This window comes from Mesorhizobium sp. M7A.F.Ca.US.005.03.2.1 (genome assembly GCF_003997795.1).
GTDB lineage: Bacteria > Pseudomonadota > Alphaproteobacteria > Rhizobiales > Rhizobiaceae > Mesorhizobium > Mesorhizobium ciceri.
The window spans coordinates 1-21,955 of the sequence record NZ_RZRP01000016.1 but is presented as its reverse complement, the minus strand read 5'-3'; the positions used below and the strand labels follow the sequence as shown (position 1 = coordinate 21,955).

The window sequence follows — 21,955 nt, the reverse complement described above, 5'->3', positions numbered from 1 at the left end:
GCGCAGCAGACGGAGCTGCTGGGCGAGGGCACTCATGACGGCGTCTTTTCGGTCTGGTACGGCAAGGGACCGGGCGTCGACCGCTCAGGCGATGTGTTCCGCCACGCCAACCTCGCCGGATCGTCGAAGCATGGCGGCGTGCTTGCGCTGATGGGCGACGACCATATGGCCGAATCCTCGACCAACGCGCACGCCACCGAATTCCTGTTCGTCGACACGATGGTGCCGATCCTCAACCCGGCCGGTGTCCAGGAGATCATCGACTACGGGCTCTACGGTTTCGCCATGTCGCGCTTTGCCGGCACGTGGGCGGCGATCAAATGCGTCAAGGACAACATCGAATCGACCGCCTCGGTCGATGCCGCGCTCGAGCGGCTGAACATCGTCGTGCCGGAGTTCGACATGCCGCCTGGCGGTCTCAACATCCGCCACGAGATCGACATGCTCGGCCAAGAAGAGCGGCTGCATGAACACAAGCGCGCCGCGGCCTCCGCCTTCATCCTTGCCAATGGGCTGAACCGCATCGTCTATTCGGGGGGCCGCAACCCGAAGATCGGCATCATCACGCTCGGCAAGAGCTATCTCGACGTTCGCCAGGCGCTGGAGGATATCGGCATCGACGAAGCGGCCGCCAACCGCATCGGGGTGCGGCTGTTCAAGGTCGGCTGCCCCTGGCCGCTCGACCTGCATCACATCGCCGGTTTCGCCAGCGGCCTCGACACCATCGTCGTCGTCGAGGAGAAGCGCTCGCTGATTGAGGTACAGTTGCGCGAAAGCCTTTATGGCACTGCCACCCAACCGGTCATTATCGGCAAGAAGGACGAGCGCGGCGACTGGCTGTTTCCGGCCAAAGGCGCGCTCGATCCCAACGAGATCGCCATCGCGCTTGGCGAGAGGATCGTCAGGACCATCGGCCCGTCCGAAGAGATTTCGGCGCGGGTGGCAAAACTGCGCCAGTTCCAGGCAATGCTCACCGAGGCCACCGACATCGGCTCGCGCACGCCGTTCTTCTGTTCCGGTTGCCCGCACAATTCGTCCACCAAGGTGCCGGACGGCTCGATCGCCGCGGCCGGCATCGGCTGCCACTTCATGGCGCTGTGGATGGACCGCAACACAGTCGGCTTCACGGCCATGGGCGGCGAGGGCGCGCAATGGGTAGGCCAGGCGCCGTTCTCCAAGCGCGAGCACATCTTCCAGAATCTTGGCGACGGCACCTACAACCATTCCGGTACGCTGGCGATCCGCTTCGCGCTGTCGAGCGATGCCAACATCACCTACAAGATCCTCTACAACGACGCGGTCGCCATGACCGGCGGCCAGCCGCACGAAGGCGGCCTGACCGTCGATATGATTGCCAGGCAGGTGCGGGCCGAGGGTGTCGACCGCATTGCCATCGTCACGGATGAGCCGGACAAATATGCTGGCAAAGCCGAATTCCCGGCCGGCGCCACTATCCATCACCGCGACGACCTCGATCTCGTCCAGCGCGAGCTGCGCGACGTCAAGGGCGTTTCGGTCTTGCTCTACGACCAGACCTGCGCCGCCGAAAAACGCCGCCGCCGCAAGCGCGGCACATTCCCCGATCCCGACAAGCGCGTCTTCATCAACGAACTGGTCTGCGAAGGCTGCGGCGATTGCGGCGTACAGTCGAACTGCGTCTCGATCCAGCCGGTCGAGACCGAATTCGGCCGCAAGCGCAAGATCGACCAGTCGAGCTGCAACAAGGATTTCTCCTGCGTCAACGGCTTCTGCCCGTCCTTCGTCACTGTGCACGGCGCCAAGATCCGCAAGGCCGAGGGCCTGGCCGGCAAGGCCGATCCGCTGGAAGGCGTGCCCGTTCCGGCGCAATTCCCGCTTGGCGAGCAGGGCTGGGCGGCGATCATCGACGGCGTCGGCGGCACCGGCGTCGTCACCGTCGGTGCGGTGCTAGGCATGGCGGCGCATCTTGAGGGCAAGGGCTGCGGCATGATCGACATGGCCGGCCTCGCCCAGAAGGGTGGCTCGGTGTTCACCCATGTCCGCATCGCTCGTACCCCGGACGACATCCATGCAATCCGCGTTTCGGCGGGGAAGGCCGATCTCGTGCTTGGCTGCGATCTCGTCGTGTCGGGCGCCAAGAAGGTGCTGACCGCGGTGCGCGAGGGCCACACCATCTTCGTCGCCAACACCGCCGAGATCATGCCCGGCGAATTCGCCCGCTCGGCCGATTTTTCGTTGCCGATAGAGCGGCTGAAAAAGGCGATCCGCGCGGCTGCGGGCGACGACAAGGCACATTTCTTCGATGCCACCCGCACTGCCACGGCACTTTTCGGCAATTCGCTCGGCGCCAACATGTTCATGCTTGGCTTTGCCTTCCAGCACAGCGGCCTGCCGCTGTCCGCCGAGGCGGTCGAGAAGGCGATCGAGCTCAATGGCGAAGCCGTGGCGATGAACATCGCCGCCTTCCGCTGGGGCCGTCGCGCTGCCCATCAGCCGGATTTCGTGCGCGGGCTGGTTGCCCAGCCGGGTCCGACCGCGGCTGGAAAGGCAGGCCAGGCCACGGACACCGCCGAGACGCTGGACGACATCATTGCCCGCCGCGTCGCCTTCCTGACCGCCTATCAGAACGCCGCCTATGGCAGGCGTTATGCCGGAAAACTGGCCGCGTTGCGCGCCGCCGAAGCGAAGGCCGTACCTGGTTCGACCGCGGTGTCGCAGGCTGCCGCCAGGAACCTGTTCAAGCTGATGGCGATCAAGGACGAATACGAGGTGGCGCGTCTTTACACGGACGGCTCTTTCGCCGCCGAACTGGGCAAGCAGTTCCAGAGCTACGAAAGGCTCGAATTCCACCTCGCTCCGCCGATCATGGGCCGTCGCGGCAATGACGGAAGCCCGCGGAAATCGAGCTTCGGCCCGTGGATGATGAAGGGTTTTCGCGTGCTGGCGGCGATGAAGGGCCTGCGCGGCACTGCCTTCGACCTGTTCGGCTACACCGCCGAACGGCGCATGGAGCGGCAGCTGCTGGCGCGGTACGAGGCGGATCTGGAGCTCATCGCCGGATCGTTGGCCCCAGCCAGGGTCGATGCGGCGGTTGCGCTGGCCTCGGTGCCTGCCCTCATCCGCGGCTATGGCCACGTCCGTCAAGCCAGCGCGCAAAAGGCCGCCGGCGAGCGCCAAAGGCTGCTCGAACGCCTGTCGAGTACGCCGGCGCGGCCCGAACTTCAGGCCGCCGAATGATCGATACGCCTTGTTTACCTGAACGACAGTTTCCTTGCTTTCCGCTGCGTCACCCGGCTTGACGGCAGGAGCGCGAGGGTCTCTCTAAATCTTTCTTAAGGCGGATGTGGCACTGCTTGGCTCCCCAGGGTTGGGATTCAGGCGTTGAATCTGCGAAAAAAGAACGAGATCCCGGTCGACGTCTATATTCCGTTCGTGGAAACCCTGTTTCGCGACGGGCTGACACTTTCGATCGGCATTCTCGCGCAGACTTTCCTGATCGGCCTGGTCTGGTGGAAGAGCGGCGATCCGCGGTATTTGCTGGTCGCGATCTCGATGGTTCTCGTCGGTGTGTTCCGCATGAGAAACTTTCGAAAATACAACAGCATGCCGTCGCCGACGACCTGGGAAGAGGCGCACAAGCGTGAGAATGACTACATTCTCTATGGCTCCCTGCATGGCTTGACGCTTGGCGCTTTCTGCCTGCTCGGCATCTATTTCGCGCGCGATGGTTTCGCCGAAATCGCCTCCGTTTGCCTGACGCTCGCGACGGCGACCTCCATCGCCGGCCGCAACTACGGCTCGCCGCGCATGGTCACCATCCTGACCATTGCCTTGACCTGGCCGATCTCGCTTGGCTTCCTGCTGCGCGGCGACATCTACCATGTCCTCCTCGGGCTCCTGTCGGCGCCGTTCCTGTTCGCCATCCGGAAATTCGCCAACACCGTACGCGATGTGCTTTTTGCGGCCGTCTCGGAAGAGAAGAAGGCCAACCGCATTGCCCAGCGCTTCAACCGGGCGCTCAACACCATGTCGCACGGCCTTGTCATGCTCGGTCCGGACGGCCGCGTCGCGGTGGCCAATGCCGAGGCCGCGCATCTGATGTCGCTCAAGTCGCCCGACGCGCTGCTCGGACGGTCGATCCACGGTCTGTTGATGCGCGGTGTCGCCGGCGGCATGCTGGCGCCCAAGGATTGCCGCTACATCGAGGCGCAGCTGACGCGTGCGCTGCGTGAGGGTCGCGACCGCAAGGTGCTGGTTTCCCTCGCCAACGGCCAGCATTACGAGTTCTCGGCTCGCGAAGGCAGCCAGGAACTGGGCGTCATCACCTTCGAGGACGTCACCGCCCGTGTCGAGGCGGAAGACAAGATCCGCTTCATGGCACGCTACGACAATCTCACCGGCCTGCCCAACCGGGCCTATTTCCATGAATTGGTGGGCGAGGCCATGGCGTCCGGCGATCGCGACCGTCTCTGCGGCCTTGCGGTGCTCGATCTCGACGATTTCAAGAGCGTCAACGACACGCTTGGCCATCCGATCGGCGACGGCTTGATCTATGCCGTTGCCGAGCGGCTTGGCGCCATTGCCAAGCAAGATATCACGGTCAGCCGTTTCGGTGGCGACGAGTTCATGATCTTCTTCGACCGCGTCGAGGATGAGAGCCATCTGACCAGCCAGCTCGACGAGATTTTCGCCGGCCTGCAAGGGGAAGTCGACGTCGCCGGTCACGGGCTGCGCATTCAGGCCAGCGGCGGCGCGGTGCTGTCACGGGTCAAGGATACCGATGTCGACGCCATGATCGTGAAGGCGGACCTGGCGCTCTACAAGGCCAAGGAACTCGGCAAGAACAGCTGGCGATTGTTCGAAGCTTCGATGGATGCCGCCTTCCGCAACCGTCAGCTGATGAAGGCGGATCTGCGCACCGCGGTAGAGGGCAAGAGCCTGCGGGTGGTCTATCAGCCGATCGTGGCGATGAGCACAATGCGTATCGCCAGTTGCGAGGCGCTGTGCCGGTGGGATCATCCAGATCTCGGGCCAATCTCGCCCAGCATCTTCATTCCGCTGGCCGAGGAAATGGGCATCATTTCCGAGATCAGCACCTTCGTGCTGCAGGCAGCCTGCGCCGAATGCGCCAAATGGCCCGACCAGACCAGCGTCTCGGTCAATCTCTCGGCCAAGGATTTCCGCAGCCGCGATGTCATCCAGAAGGTTCGCGATGCGTTGGCCGGCTCCGGCCTCGCCGCCAGTAGGCTCGAGATCGAGGTCACCGAAACGGCGCTGCTCGATGACAAGTCGCTGACGCGCCAGTATATTGAGGAGCTGAAGCAGCTTGGCGTGCGCATCGCGCTCGACGATTTCGGCACCGGCTATTCGAGCCTGAGCTACCTGCACAAGCTGCCGCTCGACAAGATCAAGATCGACCGCTCTTTCCTGATGGACGTCACCCAGAATCCCCGTTCGCTCGAGCTGCTCAAGGGTATCGTCAACCTGTCGCGGCCGCTGGGGCTTTCGGTGACCGTCGAAGGGGTCGAGACCTTCGAGCAGCTCAAGATCCTGGCGCTGCAGGTCAAGCCTGATCTTGTCCAGGGGTTCCTGTTCGGTTCGGCGCTCAGCGCTTCCGGCATCGAGACGATGTCGAACACGGTATGGCCCTTCGCCAAGGATATCAGGACCGCCAAAAAGGCGGTACGCCGCTGATTTGCGGCGCCTGGCGCATGGTGCCCGGGCACTGAGAGCCCATCCCTGTTTCCATCAGGATTGAACAGGCGCCCAGGCTTTAGGCATTCACTGCATTCGAGGTTTCTTTGCACATCGCGGGCCATGCCAGAATTTCAGCCGCTTCCCGTCATGTTCGAGACACGCTCTTTCCCCGTCGCGACGCAGAAAACGAAGAAAACCACCAATTTTAGTTTTATTTTAGCAATCGTTAACCTTAACGACTGGTAAACGGGCTGCTTCCTGTTTTCATCTTTTACATCCCAAGACCCTGTCGTAGTGTCGGATCGCGGCGGCAATGTACGGGGATTGAGTTGATGATTGTGCAGTTGAGTTCGCTTCGTCCGGTGACGGGCGAGGACGGGAAGGACGCCGCCGACACCATGTCCAGCTTCGCCCGCAACGTTTCGGCGATGCTTGAGCGGACAGAGTACCGCCGCTGCGACAAGGGCGAAGATCTCGAGGACATCTACCGCCTGCGCTACAAGTCATATCGCTCGAACGATATGGTGCCCGACAACGAAAACCATACCATTCACGATGAGCTCGACGAGGCACCGAATGTGTACCGCTTCGGGGTCTATATCGACCAGGAACTCGTCAGCACGCTGCGTATCCATCACGTCACCTTGGCCACGCCGATGTCGCCTTCCACCAAGGCCTTTGGCGACATCGTCATGCCGATGCTTCGTGACGGGCTGAGCTTCATCTGTCCCAGCCGGTTTGCGTCCGATCCCGAATGGTCGCGCGTCTACCCGCAGATTCCCTACCTGACGCTGCGGCTGGCCGGCATGGCGTGCTTCCATTTCAACGCGCCCTACTGCCTGTCGACCATTCGCGAGGATCACGCCGGCTTCTACAAGCGTATCTACTACTCGGAGAAGATCAGCGAGTCGCGCGCCTATCCGGGCGTTTTCAACAAGGTCGTGCTCTACCGCGCCGACGTCAACGCAATCCGCGAGCGGTCCTTCTCACGGTTCCCGTTCTTCCGCTCGACGCCAATGGAGCAGCGCATGCTGTTCGATACGCCGCATGTCGGGGAACTCGCGCCGCTGACCATCCTGCCGACGGCAAAATACTATCACGAAGCCGCCTGATACGGCAGGGATCCACACGATTTTGCAGGGCCGACAGGAGCCTTTTGGCGACTTCGGCGTTCTGGGTGAGGCCACGAGCAGCGCTCCGGGTCGATCTGAGGTTTTTGAGGGAACCCGCCATGACCATTTCCACACTTGCGCTAACCCCGCTCATCTCGCTGATCGCCGGCGTGCTGATCCTGGTCATGCCAAGGCTGTTGAACTACATCGTCGCGCTCTATCTGATCGTCGTCGGGTTGCTCGGGCTATTTCCGCATCTAGCAGGCTGAGGCGCCGGCTTAGGCCACGCAAGCGTCCGCCCTTCGGAGTTCCGCATCAAGCATCAGAATCCAGCGATCGGACTCCGTCGCGGCGTCGACTGCTGGCTTCAATCTTTCTTTGAGGCAGTTGTCGGTTGTTGTGCGGCAATAGCGCCATTGCTCTCGGCGCGGCTTTTCGCTATGTGCCTGAAAGATGTCTTCGAAGGGGTATTCCTATGGCTGATCACTCGCCGACTGGTCCTGTCGAACTGGGCGCGAAGATGGACTATGCCGAGCATGACCGCACCTATGCGGGCTTCCTCGCGCTGGCCAAGTACGGCTCGCTGTTTTGTGGCGCCCTGCTCCTGGCGATGGCCTTCGGCTTCTTCGCGGGCGGCTTCTTCTCGGCGACCATTCTGTTCGTGCTGATTCTGGCTGTCGGCGCCTTTATCCTCCGATAGATTTTTCCGACATCTTGTCCACGGCGCCGCCGCGAGGCCGGCCGGCGTCTTGCGGGAAATAGCTTCCGGCCGAAAGGATCATGCGGTGGGACAGACGGTTTTCATCCCTCGTGAGCTCGATGCCAACGAGCCGCGCGTCGCGGCTTCGCCCGATACGGTGAAACGGCTGGCGGCGTTGGGCTTCGACGTCGTCGTCGAGGCCGGTGCCGGTCTGAAATCGCGCATCATCGATGCCGACTATGCGAGCGCCGGCGCTGCTATCGGCAAGGCTTCCGATGTCGCCAAGGCCGATGTGGTGCTGAAGGTGCGCCGGCCTGGTGATGCCGAGCTGAAGAGCTACAAGCCCGGCGCGGCTGTGATCGCCATCATGGACCCCTACGGCAACGATGCCGCCGTGGCAGCTCTTGCCAAGGCCGGCGTCACCGCTTTCTCGATGGAATTCATGCCCCGGATCACCCGCGCGCAGTCGATGGACGTCTTGTCCTCGCAGGCCAATTTGGCCGGCTATCAGGCGGTGATCGACGGGGCTTCGGAATATGACCGCGCCTTGCCGATGATGATGACGGCGGCCGGCACGGTGCCGGCGGCGAAGGTCTTCATCATGGGCGTTGGCGTCGCCGGCCTGCAGGCGATCGCCACCGCGCGCCGGCTTGGTGCGGTTGTCACCGCCACCGACGTTCGCCCCGCCGCCAAGGAACAGGTCGCCTCGCTCGGCGCCAAGTTCCTCGCGGTCGAGGACGAGGAATTCAAGGCGGCCGAAACGGCCGGCGGCTACGCCAAGGAAATGTCGAAGGAATATCAGGCCAAGCAGGCGGCACTCACATCAGAGCACATCGCCAAGCAGGATATCGTCATCACCACGGCGCTCATTCCCGGCCGGCCGGCGCCCAAGCTGGTCTCGTCGGCGATGGTCGCTTCGATGAAGCCGGGCTCGGTGATCGTCGACCTCGCGGTCGAGCGCGGCGGCAATGTCGAGGGCGCCGAAGCCGGCAAGGTGGTCACCACCGCCAACAACGTCAAGATTGTCGGCCATCTCAATGTGCCTGGCCGCATCGCGGCGTCGGCCTCGCTGCTTTATGCCAGGAACCTGTTCGCCTTTCTCGAGACGCTGGTCGACAAGACGACCAAGACGCTTGCCATCAATCGCGACGACGATCTGGTCAAGGCAACGATGCTGACCGATGGCGGCAAGGTGGTTCATCCGGCTTTCGTGAAAGCCGACCAGCAGCCGGCAAAGGGCCAATATGTCGAGCCGGCCGCGATCCCGGCCAAGACCATGGTCGCCGATGCTTCGCCCAAGAAAGCCGCGTCCAAGAAGGCGGCCGCACCCAAGTCGCCCTCGTCGAAGCCGAAAGGGATCGCGTGATGGACCAGACCCTGCAGAAAGCCCTCGACCAGCTCGACCAGGCCTCCGCCGCCGTCCGGCTGGCGGTGCACAATCTGGCGACCGCGCCCGGCGGCACTGACGCAGCCGGTGATGCCGCGCATGCGCTCTCCGGCGGCGCCATCGATCCCTTCGTCTTCCGCTTCGCCATCTTCGTCCTGGCGATCTTCGTCGGCTACTACGTCGTCTGGTCGGTGACCCCCGCACTGCATACGCCGCTGATGGCCGTCACCAATGCCATCTCCTCGGTCATCGTCGTCGGCGCGCTGCTTGCCGTCGGCATCGCCGCCTCCGGCATTGCCGCGGGCTTCGGCTTCGTCGCGCTGATGCTGGTTTCGGTCAACATCTTCGGCGGCTTCCTCGTCACCCAGCGCATGCTGGCCATGTACAAGAAGAAGGACAAGTAGAGCGCCATGAACGCCAACTTCGCGTCCTTCCTCTACCTCGTCTCCGGTGTCCTGTTCATCATGGCGCTGCGCGGCCTGTCGCATCCGACCACCAGCCGCCAGGGCAATCTCTACGGCATGATCGGCATGGGTATTGCCATCGCCACCACACTGGCTCTGGCGACCCCGTCCGCCGGCCGCTTCGGCCTGATCGTGCTCGGCCTTGCCATTGGCGGCGGCGTCGGCGCCGTTACCGCGCGCCGCATCGCCATGACCTCGATGCCGCAGCTGGTCGCTGCCTTCCACTCGCTGGTCGGCCTCGCCGCCGTCATGGTGGCGGCTGCCGCGATCTATGCCCCGGAAAGCTTCGGCATCGGCACGGATGGCGACATTCATGCCCAGGCCCTGATCGAGATGAGCCTTGGCGTCGCCATCGGCGCCATCACCTTCACCGGCTCGGTCATCGCTTTCCTCAAGCTCGATGGCCGCATGTCCGGCAAGCCGATCATGATCGGCGCACGCCACTTCATCAACGCCGCACTTGCTATCGCGCTCGTCGTGCTGATCGTGTTGCTGGTCACCACCGAGTCCAAGCTGGTCTTCTGGCTGATCGTTGCCGCCTCGCTGGTGCTCGGTATCCTGCTGATCATCCCGATCGGCGGCGCCGACATGCCGGTCGTCGTCTCGATGCTGAATTCCTATTCCGGCTGGGCGGCGGCGGCGCTGGGCTTCACGCTCGGCAATCTGGCGCTGATCATCACCGGCGCGCTGGTCGGCTCATCCGGCGCGATCCTGTCCTACATCATGTGCAAGGGCATGAACCGAAGCTTCATCTCGGTCATTCTCGGCGGCTTCGGTGGGGAGACGGCAGCGGCCGCCGATGACGGCATCGAACGCACGGTCAAGCAGGGTTCTGCCGACGATGCCGCCTACCTCATGATGAACGCCCAGAAAGTCATCATCGTGCCGGGCTATGGCATGGCGGTTGCCCAGGCGCAGCATGCACTGCGCGAAATGGCCGACAAGCTCAAGGCCAATGGCGTCGACGTGAAGTACGCCATCCACCCGGTCGCCGGCCGCATGCCCGGCCACATGAACGTGCTGCTCGCCGAAGCCAATGTGCCCTACGACGAGGTGTTCGAGCTTGAGGACATCAACTCGGAGTTCGCGCAAGCCGACGTTGCCTATGTCATCGGCGCCAACGACGTCACCAACCCGTCCGCGCGCGACGACAAGTCCTCACCTATCTACGGCATGCCGATCCTCGATGTCGACAAGGCGCGCACCTGCCTGTTCGTCAAGCGCTCGCTCGGTTCCGGCTATGCCGGTATCGACAACACGCTGTTCTACAAGGACGGCACCATGATGCTGCTCGGCGACGCCAAGAAGATGACCGAAGAGATCGTCAAAGCCATGGATCACTGATCCGGGATAAGCGCCGGGACACGCCAAGAATCGCCCGGCTTCGCGCCGGGCTTTTTCTTGGCTCGACGGCGATTTCGGCGCTACGATGACGAATTCCCGCCTCGACGGCGGGATTGTCGTCGACGGAGACGTTGGTGCCTGACCCGATCGCATCGCCGCCCGCCGGGAAAGCGCCGCGCAAGCCTGGCCAGGCGGTGGTGATCGTGCATGGCATGGGTGAACAGCGGCCGATGGATACGCTGCGAGGCTTTGTCCAGGCTGTCTGGAGCCATGACCCCAACCGCGCGCCGTTTTATGCCCATGTCGCCGATCCGGCCGACCCCGCCGGCGCGAAGATCAACCAGAGCTGGATCACTCCCGACAGCCGGACCAATTCGTACGAACTTCGCCGCATCACCACGCCCTACGATGTCGATGGCCGCCGCACCGACTTCTACGAGCTTTACTGGGCCGACATCACGCAGGGCACGACGCGAGGCCGGCTTGCCGCCTGGGTGACAAATCTGCTGTGGCGCAAGCCCGCCGACATACCGCCGGACGCCCGAAAGCTCTATCTGGTCACCCTGGTTGCCGTCATCATCGCCCTGGTCGCGACGCTCGCGCTTGCGACGTCGGTTTGGCAGCAGCAGATTTCGTGGACCGTCGGCGTCCTCGTCACCATCCTGGCCTCGTTCGTCATCTGGTCGGTGGACCGTTTTGGCCTTCCCTATTTCGGCGATGTCGCGGCCTATGTGCGCGCTGAAGCGGCCACGGTAGAGAAGCGGGCGCTGATCCGCGACCGCGGCCTGAAGCTGCTGAAGCGTCTGATGATGGACGATACCTACGATCGCATCGTGCTGGTCTCGCACAGCCTCGGCTCGATGATCGCCTATGACCTGTTGCAGATCTTATGGTCCGATTTCAGGCCCCGAAAACTGGAGGCCATCCGCGACAAGGCGAAACTGAAAGCTATCCACGCCATCGACAAGGCGACGCTTGTTGCCGACGGCTCGGCATGGCCCGGCAGCCTTGACGATCTTGCCGGGTTCCGGCGCGATCAGTGGGAGCTCTATCGCCAACTGCGCACCAGGGACGACAGCCATCGGCCTTGGAAGATCAGCGATTTCGTCACGCTTGGTAGCCCGCTGACCCACAGCGAATTTCTGGTGACGCACAATCTCGCCGAATTCAGGCGCGGCATCGCCGAGCGCCTGTTCTCGGCATGTCCGCCGATTGCCGAGGGAGCGGCGGCCGGTGGCACCGTGCTTTATCAGGAAGGGCGCAACCGTTCTTCCGGCAAGCCGCAGCGGGCGGTGCATCATGGCGCGGTGTTTGCTGCGACGCGCTGGACCAATATCTTCGACCGCGGCAATGGTTGGCTGACGGGCGATCCGATCTCAGGGCCGATGGCGGAGAATTTCGGCCCGGGCATAGAAAACATCCAGGTCGAGCTGCGCGGTTCCCTCGGCCGTGTCTTCACCCACACGCTGTACTGGTCGTTGGCGGCGACCGGTAGCGAGGTTGCCGCCGGCGATCAGCCGCGCTCGCATCTCGCCGTGCTGCGCGACGCTGTCGACCTCGGTCGCAAACTGGAGCCGAGCCAAGCCGAAGTGCCGGCGATTCCTCCCCGAAAATAAGAACGGATTTCAGCGAACGGGGTCGTGGCAGCGCCGCTCGACAACTTCAAAGCAAAGCCGCTCCGGGCGGCCCGGAGTGGCTTTGTTGCAAGTGCAGTTCAACGGTTGGTGATAAAAACCGCTTCCTCATCGTCGCGCTGCCTGCCGCCAAGGGCCGCGGCAGCACTGGCGATAAAGGCGCCGATGGCCAGCGAGAGCGCACCAAGCAAGGCAAACGTCGCGCTGGCCTTCCTGGCTGTGTCGGCGGCCTGCTGCGCCTTGACCTTGGCGTCCTGGGCCTTGGCGAGGACGGCATCCACCCGGGTCCTGGCGTCTGCTTCCGAAAGCCCCGTGCGAACGGCGACCAACTGCGACAGATAGGTTTTGTCGTCTGCGGAAACCTCGCCTGCCGCGGCGCCGGCGATCAGGATGCGCGAAGCCTGCCCAACCGCGGCCGCATCGCTGTCCGGGTTGGCGGCCGCGAGCTTGCCCGGATCGGCCGGACGGAACAGTGAATCCACCAGGTAGGATGTCGCATTGTCGGCCGACGCGCTGCCGGCATTGGCCGAAGCCCCCGCCGATGCGCCCATGGCCGCACCAGACGCGATGGTGGACACCGCCTGCACGCCCGAGCCTATGGCAGCGGAAAGCGCGGAGCCAAGCACGCCGACGACGAGCAGTGTGGCCAACGCCCAGGCAAGAAAGCCATGGGCGGTATCACGGAAATACACCTCGTCCGTGTGGATGCCGACCCATTTGGTGCGCAGGCGTCCGGCAAGGTAGCCGCCGACACCCGAGGACAGCCATTGCACGATGATCAGCCAGACGGCGGTGGATGCCGCGAAAGTGGTGACAGATGCGCCGGATCCCGACCAGGGCGACACCATGCTCAATCCAAGCCCGGAGCCCAGCAGCATGAGGATGAAGGTCAGCGTCGAGGCCGCGAAGGCACCGGCGATGATCGGTCCCCAACTGACGGCGGTGGAGGAGGATTCTGTTGAAGTGGAAACGTCGACAGCCGATAGGGTGGACTGCATAAGTGCCCCCTATCGTACGAACAGCATGATCAGAATGATGATCGGGATCGGTATGCCGAGCAACCAGAGCAAAATGCCGCGTCCCATGGAAGCCTCCTGTTAGAAATTGTGATCGATATTGTCACAATGTCTCGCAGGGACTTCCGTTCCGGCGCGTTGCAAATTGATTTTGTTGCCGCCGGTGGAACAATTGGCGCGCCGCAGCGCGCCAATTCAGATTTAACGTCCAGATCAGATATCCAGATTGGCGACCGACAGCGCGTTGTCCTGGATGAACTCGCGCCTGGGCTCGACCTCGTCGCCCATCAGCCGCGAAAACAGCGAATCCGCATCGGTCGCGTCATTGACCTTGACCTGCAGCAGCGAGCGCACGTTCGGATCGAGCGTGGTTTCCCACAGCTGTTCGGCGTTCATCTCGCCGAGACCCTTGTAGCGCTGCATCGTCAGGCCCTTGCGGCCTGTCGCAAAGACCGCATTGAGCATCGCCAGCGGCCCCGAGATGGTTTCGGAGACATCCTTGCGGCGCAGCACCGGCGGCGACCCGTAGACCTCGCTGAGGCGCTGTGCGTAACGGTCGAGCTGGCGTGCGTCGGCCGAATTGATCAGCGCCAGGTCGAGATGCGCATATTCCTTGACGCTGCGCACCGTGCGCTCGAACACATAGCCGCCAACGCCTTCATTCGAGGTCGACATGCGGCCGGTCCAGCCGCGCTCGGTGTCCTCGGCGATGATGTCGAGGCGTTTTGCAATCCGCTCCGCCATGTCGTTGGCGCGGCCGAGATCGGCGAACACGTCCGGGTTGAGCCCACCGGCGATCGCCGCCTGCTCGACGACGCCTCTGTTGTAGCGCGTGTGCAGGCCGTTGATCAGCTGGCGCACCGCCAGCGCGTCATCGATGGCGCCACGCAGGTCCTGCCCGATGCGAACCTCGCCCGAGCCGAGCGTAAGCGATGCTTCCTCCAGTCCCGAGCCGATCAGGAACTCCTCGAACGCGCTCTCGTCCTTGATGTATTGCGAGCTCTTGCCGCGCGTCACCTTATAGAGCGGCGGCTGGGCGATGTAGAGATGGCCGCGCTCGATCAGCTCAGGCATCTGCCGGAAGAAGAAGGTGAGAAGCAAGGTTCTGATATGGGCGCCGTCGACGTCGGCGTCGGTCATCAGGATGATCTTGTGGTAGCGCAGCTTGTCGGCGTTGAACTCGTCCTTGCCGATCGAGGTGCCGAGCGCCGTGATCAACGTGCCGATCATGTCGGAGCCGAGCATGCGGTCGAAGCGCGCCCGCTCGACATTGAGGATCTTGCCGCGCAACGGCAGGATCGCCTGGTTCTGGCGCGAACGCCCACCCTTGGCGGAGCCGCCGGCGGAATCACCCTCGACGATGAAGATTTCGGATTTCGCCGGGTCGCGTTCCTGGCAGTCGGCCAGTTTGCCGGGCAGGGAGGTGACGCCGAGCGAACTCTTGCGGGTGATATCGCGCGCCTTGCGCGCCGCTTCGCGCGCCGCCGCCGCCTGGATCACCTTGTCGACGACCACCTTGCCTTCGCTCGGGTGTTCTTCCAGCCAGGTGCCGAGCGCTTCGTTGACCAGGCCTTCGACGACAGGACGGACTTCCGACGAGACCAGCTTGTCCTTGGTCTGCGAGGAGAATTTCGGGTCGGGAACCTTGACCGACAGCACCGCCGTCAGACCTTCGCGGCAATCGTCGCCGATCAGCGAGACCTTTTCCTTCTTGGTCAGCCCAGAGGATTCGCCATAGCCGGTGATCTGACGCGTCAGCGCGCCGCGGAAGCCGGCCAGATGCGTGCCGCCATCGCGCTGCGGGATGTTGTTGGTGAAGGCCAGCACGTTCTCGTGGTAGCTGTCGTTCCACCACATCGCCACTTCGACGGTGATCCCGTCGCGCTCCGCCCGGATGGCGATCGGCTTGTCGATCAGCGGTTTCTTGACGCGATCGAGATATTTGACGAATTCTTCGAGGCCTCCATCGTAGTGCAGTTCATGGCGCACGACATCGGCGTGACGGGCATCGGTCAAAATGATGCGCACGCCGGAATTGAGGAAGGCAAGCTCGCGCAGCCGGTGTTCCAGCGTGCCGAAGTCGAACTCGACCATGGTGAAGGTCTCGGCCGACGGGAAGAAGGTGATCTGGCTGCCGCTGCGGCCCTCATAGGTGCCCGGCTGCTTGTCCTGCTCATAGGTGCCGGTCGCCTTCAGAGGTGCGTCGGCATTGCCATGCGTGAAACTCATCTCGAAGATCTGGCCGTTGCGGCGGATCTTCAGCTTTAGCCACGCCGACAGCGCGTTGACCACCGAGACGCCGACGCCATGCAGGCCGCCCGAGACCTTGTAGGAATTCTGGTCGAACTTGCCGCCGGCATGCAGCTGCGTCATGATCACTTCGGCCGCCGAAATGCCTTCTCCGGTGTGGATATCGGTCGGAATTCCGCGGCCATTGTCGATCACAGTGACCGAACCATCGGGGTTGAGCGTCACGGTGACGAGGTCGGCGTGACCGGCCAGCGCCTCGTCGATGGCGTTGTCGACCACTTCATAGACCATGTGATGCAGGCCCGAGCCGTCGTCTGTATCACCGATATACATTCCGGGGCGTTTGCGGACAGCGTCCAACCCCTTCAAAACCTTGATGGAATCGGCGCCGTATTCGGCTTCAGCGCCGTTGTTGTTGTCGATCTGATCGCTCATGAAAACCTGTTGTCTGGATGCCGCCTGCACAGCGCGAAAAATCCGCGCCGAATCGCGCCTCTGATATCGACTAGATATAGGCGCAAAAGGCGGTTTTTCCAAGGTTTGCAGGCATTTCACTGGGAATGGCCGGCTGCCAATGGCGGGCCTCCGCCGGCCCCCATTTCACTTCGGCCAGCGGTCCTTGAGAAACCTTGATCATGAACTTGTATCTCGGCGCCAGCCGCCTGCTGCGGTCGCGCCCCGGCGTCATGTCGGGCGGGCGGCCGGATCAGGCGGTGGTCGTCGTTGGCGATGACCAGGGCCAGGCGCCACCACTGCGGTGGCGGTGGTGAGCATAGGCAGCAAGGCAAACAGCAAGCGCAAATCGAACTGCCCCCCAGCTCGTTCCTGTGCACGACCACCTCTCTATGGCAGCAAACCGGGGGTTTTTGCGGAAGACCAGCGTTTTCAGCCTGCCCGCATCGGCTTCAAAGCCTCGCTCCAGCGCAGCAGCTCGTCGAGCATGGTTTTGGCTCCGCCCTGCACCTGTTCGCTGGCGTTGAAAGCGCCATTTTCGTCGAGCAGTTTCTGGTACATCGGCAGCGCGACGCCTTCCGGGATCGGCATGACACCTACCGAGGTCAGCAGCGGCTTCAGCGCTTGCGCCGCGCGCAGGCCGCCGGAGACGCCGCCATAGCTGAAAATGGCGGCTGCCTTGTACTTCCATTCGCGCGAGAGATAGTCGATCGCGTTGACGATCGCCGGCGCCACGAAATAATTGTATTCCGGCGCCACGAAGACGAAGGCATCGGCGGCATCGATCGCCTTGGACCAGGCTTTGGTATGATCGTTCTGGTAGTTGCCAAGCCTTGGATGGTGCGGTTCGTCCAGCACCGGAAGCTTGAACGCATCGATGTCGGTCAGTACAGGCTCGAATTTCCCGTGCTCGCGCGCGAACCTCTCCAGCCACTCGGCAAAAATCGGTCCGGCGCGACCTGGCCGCGTGCTGCCGATGATGATGTTCAACTGGTGCTTCAAGCTGGGCTCCTGCGGTGGCGGTATCCATTGGTGACTGCCACCTAGGGCATGCCGCTCGGGGCAACAAGAAGGCACCTCGCGGTAACCGGTCACATTCCGGAGAGTAGGGCCTTGCCGTTCGGTCACATGGACGCCTGCTTTGCGGCCCACTACATTGGGTCATCAGCGGAGCACAGCATGGACATCCAGCCCGCCCCCTTCATTCCCCCGGCGCCGAAGCCGCGCACGACGCCGCCCTCGACGTTGGAGATGATCCGCATCGTCTACCGCAACCCGCTCGAATTGTGGGGTGAGCATACCTACAACGAGCCGTGGATCTCGGCGAACGGCGTTGGCGGACATCTGATCGTCGCCAATGATCCCGCCCTGATCCGGCATGTGCTGGTCGACAACGCCAGGAACTACAAGATGGCGACGGTGCGCCAGAAGATCCTGCGGCCGATCCTGCGCGACGGCCTGCTCACCGCCGAGGGCGAGGTCTGGAAGCGGTCGCGCAAGGCGATGGCGCCGGTGTTCACGCCGCGCCACATCTTCGGCTTCGCCCAGCCGATGCTGAGGCGCACGCAGGACTTCGTCACCCGTTACGAAGACGGCGGCACGTCTGACATCGCCCATGACATGACGCTGCTCACTTATGACATTCTGGCCGAGACGCTGTTTTCCGGCGAGATATCAGGCGAGCCCGGCAGTTTCGCCAACGAGATCGACCGCCTGTTCGAGACCATGGGTCGCGTCGATCCGCTCGACCTGTTGCGTGCGCCCGACTGGCTGCCGAGGCTGACCCGCATCCGTGGCCGCAAGACCATGGCCTATTTCCGCAAGATCGTCACCGACACGGTCAAGATGCGCGAAGCGAAATTCAAGCGCGATCCCGATGCCGTGCCGCAGGATTTCCTGACACTGCTGCTCAAGGCCGAGGGACCCGACGGACTGACGCGGGCCGAGGTCGAGGACAATATCATCACCTTCATCGGCGCCGGCCATGAGACGACGGCGCGTGCGCTCGGCTGGACGCTCTATTGCCTGGCTGAATCACCGTGGGAGCGCAACCGGGTCGAGCAGGAGATCGACCAGGTGCTGGCGCGCGAGCCCGATCCGACGAAATGGCTCGATGCCATGCCGTTCACGCGCGCGGCTTTCGACGAAGCGCTCAGGCTCTATCCGCCGGCGCCGTCGATCAACCGCGAGCCGATCGAACCGGAAATGTGGAAGGATCTTCATATCCCCAAGCACGCCGCGGTGCTGGTGATGCCTTGGGTCGTGCATCGCCACAGGAAACTGTGGGACCGGCCGGATGCCTTCCTGCCGGAGCGCTTCCACCCGGGAAATCGCGAAAAGATCGACCGCTTCCAGTATCTGCCGTTTGGCGCCGGCCCACGCGTCTGCATCGGCGCCAGCTTCGCCATGCAGGAGGCGATCATCGCGCTGGCGATCATGCTGTCGCGCTTCCGCTTCGACACCACCGCCGAAACGAAACCCTGGCCGGTACAGAAACTGACCACGCAGCCGCAAGGCGGTCTACCGATGCAGGTCACGCCGCGTTAGACATGACACCTTCAGGCAGTTGCGCCGAATTAGGCCGCGGGCTTGCGTTGCTGGAACTGGCCGGCGGCGCGGTAGCGCCAGAGATAGCTGGGCAGGATCGTCGCGATCGACTGCGGCTGGATGCCTAGCCCCGCAAGCGTCCTGTTGGTCTGGTTGGCGGCGTCCGAAACGATGTTGTGCTCGCGCAGCTGCATCACCTGGTCCTTGGTCAGCAGCGGGTTGGGCAGGAGACCGAGGATCGAGGCCTGGATGTTGGCCACCCACCACGGAACCGGCACCAGCAGCCGCTTGCGCTCGATCACGTCGAGCAGCTCTTCCATACACTGCTTGAAGGTGAGCACCTTCGGTCCGCCGAGTTCATAGATCTGGCCGCCATCCACCTTGCCGTCGACCGAGCGCGCCACCGCTTCGGCCACGTCGCCGACATAGACCGGCTGAAACTTGGTCTGGCCGCCGCCGATCAGCGGCAGCACCGGCGAATAGCGCGCCATGTTGGCGAAGCGGTTGAAGAAGCCGTCTTCGGGTCCGAAATTGATCGACGGCCGGAAGATCACGGCGTCCTTGATCGTCTCCAGCACAGCCTTTTCGCCAAGCGCCTTGGTGCGCGCGTAGTCTGATTCGGAGTCCAGATCGGCGCCAAGCGCAGAAATGTGGGTCAGGCCGGCGCCGACCGAGCGCGCGGCCTCGGCCACTGCGCGGGCGCCGAACTCGTGCACGGCGGAGAATTTCTGCCGGCCGCTCTCATGCAGGATGGCGACCAGATTGACGACATGGTCGGCGCCTTGCACGGCGCGGTCTACCGACCAGCGCACGCGCACATTGGCCTGGACCGGCTGGATCTGGCCGACATTGCCGAGCGGCTGCAAATGGCCGGCGAGATCGGGCCGCCGGCAGGCGACCCTGATGCGATAACCGCGCTTGGCCAACGCGCGCACGACATGGCGGCCGACAAAGCCTGACCCGCCAAAGACGACGACGAGCTTTGGGGTCTGCAGGATTTCGGTCATGGCTGGCTCCGGCGCTCGCAGGCTTGGCTGAAGCCGTTTCATAATCCGTTTCGTGCCAAAGGCAAAGGGCGACGCGTCGTCGCTATCAGCCTGTCAGAACGCTTTGCCGATACGGGCGTCGACCGAATGGCGGTTGCCGCCGCGAATGACGAAGAAGAGCAGGATCGCTGCCCACAGCAGCGACTTTTCCGCACCCGAATAGCCTTGGCCCATGGTGACCCAGTGGAACCAGACCGTGACCAATAGCACGAACAGGCCGGCAAAGGCGGCCGGCCGCGTCAAAAACCCGATGGCGATGAAGATGCCGCCAAAGAATTCAGTGCAGGCCAGAAGCAACGACCACAACGCGCCCGGATAGAAGCCGAGACCCTCGACCATCTCGGCAGCGCCGAAAGGATTGGTGATCTTCTGCGAACCGTGGATGGCGAGAAACCCGCCGGCGACGACGCGAAGAACGGTTTCGGCACCATCGTGCAGGGCCGCGTAAAACCTGCCAAGGACCGGGATGACAAGGGCGTTGCGGGGATTGTCCGTGCTTGCCGACATTGTAGCTCCTCTGTTTTGCTCAATCAGCGCAAACGGCCGATCAGGTTGGTCGAAGTCAAATAAACAAAAGTTGACCAAAACGAGAATGTTTTACCATCGTGCGATCAAAACGCAGAAAACCCCGCCGAAGCGGGGTTTTCCGGGTGACATCCATGCGAAGCCAGGGGCCGACGGCGCGGCCTGACCTGAGACGGTATCAGGAGGGCGTGAAGCAAGTACGCCCACCCCAGCCCTGAACATCCGACATGGTGCCACCAACCTTCTTGCAGGCGGCGACGAAATCAGCGCTGCAATTGGCGAATTTTGCATGGCCGTTCTTGCAGTAGTGGTCTTCGGTGGCCCCGCCGCTCGGGGCAGCGATGACACCCGGGCTGGACGGCTTGACCGGTGCGGCCTTCAGGGTGGCTGCCTGTGTGGCGCCCATGAACGAGCCGAGCAGAAGGACGGCGGTCAGCATGGTGATCTTGGTGTTGGTCATGGCAATTTCCTTTGATTTGGGTTGAGTTTTCCGAGGCGCGAAGGACCGGCCTTCGCGTGATGCAGGCTTTCGATTTCGGTTTGCTGCTTCCCTCGGTGTGGATCGGGCAAGCTCGCCTTGCCCTGGACAAAGCTGGGTCGCAGCAAGGCGCGAAAAGGTTCAGCGGCGCGCAAAGAAAATCGCACTGCGCCGCGCCTGCGGCGGGCGAATTCCAGATAACTAATTGATATTTAATAGATATTCAGGAAGAATAGCGTGCAGCGAATTCGGAAATGCGCTGCACCACGGCCTTCGATGCGGTGATGCCGCGCGCTTGCGCCTTCTCGGCGGCCTCTGCGCGGGCACGACCGGGCACATGCACGCCGAAGCGCCGCCGCAGCCGGTCAAGCTGGTCCTTCATTCGTTGCTCGAAATCTGGATCGAGCAGCTTGGGTTCGATAGCAAGCACGAACAGTCCCGTGCCGGGGCTGTCCGGCCCGCCGCTGAACCATGGCGCGTCGAGCGACCAGTTGGCGCCCGACAGGCCCGCCGCCAGCACCTCGACCATCAGCGCGATGTTGGCGCCGCGCTGACCGCCGAAGGCGAGCATTGCGCCCTTCATGGCGGCGGCGGGATCGGTGGTCGGGTTGCCGCTGGCGTCCAGCGCCCAGCCTTCCGGGATTGTCTTGCCGTCCTCGGCCGCTTTGCGGATGTTGACGAAAGCGGTGGCGCTCGACGACTGGTCGATGACCAGCGGCGCCCCGTCGGCGGCAGGCGCGGCAAACGACATCGGGTTGGTGCAGTAGACCGGCTTGACCGAGCCCGAGCCGGCAAGCACGGCCGGGCCGTTGGTGGCTGCGAACGACACCAGTCCTTGTGCTGCCAGCCTTCCGGTGAAATAGCCGAGCGCGCCGCATGTATAGGCGTTCTTCTGCGAGAAGATGGCGACACCGAACAGCTTTGCCGCCTTGGCGAGGTCGTCGATGGTGCGGTCGAAGCCGGTATGCGCCAGCCCGCCGCGTGCATCGGAGAGATAGACTGCCAGCGCCGGCCGGGTGATCACCGGGTCGGCATTGCCGTCGATGCGTCCGGCTTCCAGCGCCTCGAGATAGTCGATGAAATGCGACAGACCGACCGAGGAAAGCCCTTCGGCCTCGGCTGATATGATCGAAGCAGTGAGCGATTGCGCCGCTTCCTCATTGGCGCCGGCGCCAAGTGCCGCCATCCGGCACAGTCCTTTTGCCTGGTCGAGACTGAGTTGCATCATGGCCGTCCTAGGGGAGTAGGGGAATAGGGGAGTACGGGAGTACGGGACAGTGGGCAGTGAATAGCGAATGGGGATGGAAATGTGAATGTGGATAG

18 protein-coding genes are annotated in these 21,955 nt (G+C 63.1%); 10 read left to right on the top strand and 8 right to left on the bottom strand.

Annotated elements, in window-relative coordinates; genetic code table 11:
• From EN991_RS01905 to EN991_RS01865, 9 genes are all read left to right on the top strand, one after another.
• Positions 1-3,216: indolepyruvate ferredoxin oxidoreductase family protein (locus EN991_RS01905; protein ID WP_164768828.1), on the top strand; the 3,216-nt coding region annotated here is incomplete at its 5' end.
• 144 nt (positions 3,217-3,360) lie between these two features.
• The gene (locus EN991_RS01900) at positions 3,361-5,673 is read left to right on the top strand and encodes an EAL domain-containing protein (RefSeq protein WP_013528207.1); all 2,313 of its coding nucleotides are present in this window, start codon (positions 3,361-3,363) and stop codon (positions 5,671-5,673) included.
• Between the two features lie 335 nt (positions 5,674-6,008).
• Entirely contained in the window at positions 6,009-6,788 is a 780-nt protein-coding gene (locus EN991_RS01895; RefSeq protein ID WP_013528206.1) for a hypothetical protein, read from the top strand.
• Positions 6,789-6,907: 119 nt separating this feature from the next.
• Positions 6,908-7,057: a DUF3096 domain-containing protein gene (locus EN991_RS01890; RefSeq protein WP_013528205.1), complete on the top strand. Its 150-nt coding sequence runs from the start codon at positions 6,908-6,910 to the stop codon at positions 7,055-7,057.
• 206 nt (positions 7,058-7,263) lie between these two features.
• Positions 7,264-7,488 carry an aa3-type cytochrome c oxidase subunit IV gene (locus EN991_RS01885; RefSeq protein WP_013528204.1) on the top strand — a complete coding sequence of 75 codons (225 nt, stop codon included), beginning with the start codon at positions 7,264-7,266 and terminating at the stop codon, positions 7,486-7,488.
• A gap of 85 nt (positions 7,489-7,573) precedes the next feature.
• Positions 7,574-8,854, top strand: a complete 1,281-nt coding sequence (locus EN991_RS01880) for a Re/Si-specific NAD(P)(+) transhydrogenase subunit alpha (protein WP_127368040.1) — start codon at positions 7,574-7,576, stop codon at positions 8,852-8,854.
• A complete protein-coding gene (locus tag EN991_RS01875) occupies positions 8,851-9,279 on the top strand; it encodes an NAD(P) transhydrogenase subunit alpha (RefSeq protein WP_024501908.1) in 429 nt (142 codons plus the stop codon). The genes EN991_RS01880 and EN991_RS01875 overlap by 4 nt, the downstream gene beginning before the upstream one ends.
• A 6-nt stretch (positions 9,280-9,285) precedes the next feature.
• Entirely contained in the window at positions 9,286-10,683 is a 1,398-nt protein-coding gene (locus tag EN991_RS01870; RefSeq protein WP_013528201.1) for an NAD(P)(+) transhydrogenase (Re/Si-specific) subunit beta, read from the top strand.
• Between the two features lie 134 nt (positions 10,684-10,817).
• The gene (locus EN991_RS01865; protein ID WP_127368039.1) at positions 10,818-12,299 is read left to right on the top strand and encodes a hypothetical protein; all 1,482 of its coding nucleotides are present in this window, start codon (positions 10,818-10,820) and stop codon (positions 12,297-12,299) included.
• 98 nt (positions 12,300-12,397) lie between these two features.
• On the opposite strand, the gene EN991_RS01860 is transcribed toward EN991_RS01865, so the two are convergent.
• The 4 genes from EN991_RS01860 to EN991_RS01850 form a co-directional block, all read right to left on the bottom strand.
• Positions 12,398-13,315 (bottom strand): hypothetical protein, encoded by a 918-nt coding sequence (locus EN991_RS01860; protein ID WP_013528199.1) that lies wholly within the window; start codon positions 13,313-13,315, stop codon positions 12,398-12,400.
• Positions 13,316-13,546: 231 nt separating this feature from the next.
• Positions 13,547-16,018: a DNA topoisomerase (ATP-hydrolyzing) subunit B gene (gene gyrB, locus EN991_RS01855; RefSeq protein ID WP_013528198.1), complete on the bottom strand. Its 2,472-nt coding sequence runs from the start codon at positions 16,016-16,018 to the stop codon at positions 13,547-13,549.
• 70 nt (positions 16,019-16,088) lie between these two features.
• On the bottom strand, positions 16,089-16,220 hold the full coding sequence (locus tag EN991_RS41615; protein WP_255337201.1) for a hypothetical protein: 132 nt from the start codon (positions 16,218-16,220) through the stop codon (positions 16,089-16,091).
• Positions 16,221-16,468: 248 nt separating this feature from the next.
• Positions 16,469-17,038 (bottom strand): NADPH-dependent FMN reductase, encoded by a 570-nt coding sequence (locus tag EN991_RS01850; protein ID WP_024501906.1) that lies wholly within the window; start codon positions 17,036-17,038, stop codon positions 16,469-16,471.
• 177 nt (positions 17,039-17,215) lie between these two features.
• On the opposite strand from EN991_RS01850, the gene EN991_RS01845 reads away from it, so the two are divergent.
• Positions 17,216-18,583, top strand: coding sequence for a cytochrome P450 (locus tag EN991_RS01845; protein ID WP_013528196.1), 1,368 nt, complete (start codon positions 17,216-17,218; stop codon positions 18,581-18,583).
• A 29-nt stretch (positions 18,584-18,612) separates the two neighbouring features.
• Here the strand turns inward: EN991_RS01845 and EN991_RS01840 are convergent, their stop codons facing one another.
• From EN991_RS01840 to EN991_RS01825, 4 genes are all read right to left on the bottom strand, one after another.
• Positions 18,613-19,590: a complex I NDUFA9 subunit family protein gene (locus EN991_RS01840; protein WP_024501904.1), complete on the bottom strand. Its 978-nt coding sequence runs from the start codon at positions 19,588-19,590 to the stop codon at positions 18,613-18,615.
• 93 nt (positions 19,591-19,683) lie between these two features.
• Complete coding sequence (locus EN991_RS01835; RefSeq protein ID WP_027164211.1) at positions 19,684-20,136, bottom strand: DoxX family protein; 453 nt, start codon at positions 20,134-20,136, stop codon at positions 19,684-19,686.
• Between the two features lie 196 nt (positions 20,137-20,332).
• The gene (locus EN991_RS01830; RefSeq protein WP_013528193.1) at positions 20,333-20,614 is read right to left on the bottom strand and encodes a hypothetical protein; all 282 of its coding nucleotides are present in this window, start codon (positions 20,612-20,614) and stop codon (positions 20,333-20,335) included.
• A gap of 241 nt (positions 20,615-20,855) precedes the next feature.
• On the bottom strand, positions 20,856-21,857 hold the full coding sequence (locus EN991_RS01825) for an Ldh family oxidoreductase (protein ID WP_024501902.1): 1,002 nt from the start codon (positions 21,855-21,857) through the stop codon (positions 20,856-20,858).
• Between the last annotated feature and the right edge of the window lie 98 nt (positions 21,858-21,955).

Excerpts from the sequence above, each read along its gene's own strand:
- EN991_RS01895 (WP_013528206.1), top strand. The coding sequence starts at position 6,009 with ATGATTGTGCAGTTGAGTTCGCTTCGTCCGGTGACGGGCGAGGACGGG.
- EN991_RS01890 (WP_013528205.1), top strand. The coding sequence starts at position 6,908 with ATGACCATTTCCACACTTGCGCTAACCCCGCTCATCTCGCTGATCGCC.
- EN991_RS01885 (WP_013528204.1), top strand. The coding sequence starts at position 7,264 with ATGGCTGATCACTCGCCGACTGGTCCTGTCGAACTGGGCGCGAAGATG.
- EN991_RS01870 (WP_013528201.1), top strand. The coding sequence starts at position 9,286 with ATGAACGCCAACTTCGCGTCCTTCCTCTACCTCGTCTCCGGTGTCCTG.
- EN991_RS01860 (WP_013528199.1), bottom strand. The coding sequence starts at position 13,315 with ATGCAGTCCACCCTATCGGCTGTCGACGTTTCCACTTCAACAGAATCC.
- gyrB (WP_013528198.1), bottom strand. The coding sequence starts at position 16,018 with ATGAGCGATCAGATCGACAACAACAACGGCGCTGAAGCCGAATACGGC.
- EN991_RS41615 (WP_255337201.1), bottom strand. The coding sequence starts at position 16,220 with ATGATCAAGGTTTCTCAAGGACCGCTGGCCGAAGTGAAATGGGGGCCG.
- EN991_RS01845 (WP_013528196.1), top strand. The coding sequence starts at position 17,216 with ATGGACATCCAGCCCGCCCCCTTCATTCCCCCGGCGCCGAAGCCGCGC.
- EN991_RS01840 (WP_024501904.1), bottom strand. The coding sequence starts at position 19,590 with ATGACCGAAATCCTGCAGACCCCAAAGCTCGTCGTCGTCTTTGGCGGG.
- EN991_RS01835 (WP_027164211.1), bottom strand. The coding sequence starts at position 20,136 with ATGTCGGCAAGCACGGACAATCCCCGCAACGCCCTTGTCATCCCGGTC.
- EN991_RS01830 (WP_013528193.1), bottom strand. The coding sequence starts at position 20,614 with ATGACCAACACCAAGATCACCATGCTGACCGCCGTCCTTCTGCTCGGC.
- EN991_RS01825 (WP_024501902.1), bottom strand. The coding sequence starts at position 21,857 with ATGCAACTCAGTCTCGACCAGGCAAAAGGACTGTGCCGGATGGCGGCA.